At 60.8% G+C, this 648-nt stretch carries 1 protein-coding gene; it reads right to left on the reverse strand.

Annotated features, from left to right (window positions below; genetic code table 11):
• Window positions 1–9: 9 nt before the first annotated feature.
• Window positions 10–540, reverse strand: a complete 531-nt coding sequence (locus CKO31_RS26335; protein WP_200243943.1) for a YcjF family protein — start codon at window positions 538–540, stop codon at window positions 10–12.
• Window positions 541–648 lie beyond the last annotated feature (108 nt).

Here is a 648-nt window from a genome sequence, read left to right on the forward strand (position 1 = left end):
CCCTATACGTCAGTGTTTCTCGTTACGTAGATCGGCGGAAACCTTCGTGCCTTCTTGCAGTTGGCTAAGAAAGTAGTCGCGAACTGCTTCTGGGTCGAAGGTCAAGAAAGTGCCGCCGGCGGCGAAATGCTGGATAAAAACCTTCCCGACGGCATAAGTCGCGGCGCCGTTCAATAGGACTGCGCTACCTGTGGATAGGGTCTGACCGATACCGGGGATGAATTTGCCAAGGCTTGCCGCCACTGTGGGTGATAGGCCCGCGGGCAGGGCGCTGCCGAGCAGGCTGGCGACGGCGGAGCGCCCGAGATCGGCCTTGAACTCGATATCGTAAACGCCCGCCAAACTGTGCAGCATCTTCAACTGCAACCCGAGAAGGGCGGCCAAGTCGACGAGGGGGAGTGGCACGAATCCGACTGCCATCCCCCCGAGCACATACTGGCGGAGGAGATGTTCTGCGGTAGCGTGACGATGTTCGCGGGCTAGGCTGGCGGCCTCCTCTACCTGGTTGTCGTGGGCCTGTTGATCGCTGCTCGTCGGCATGGCTCGTTGACTCCAAGGATGGCAAGGTTGACGGAAAACGGACACACCTCCCTGTGCTCGGAACTCGAGGCTCGGCAGTGCGAGCCGTGCTCGGGCTAGGCTGCCGAT

Source organism: Thiohalocapsa halophila (assembly GCF_016583825.1).
Lineage (GTDB): Bacteria > Pseudomonadota > Gammaproteobacteria > Chromatiales > Chromatiaceae > Thiohalocapsa > Thiohalocapsa halophila.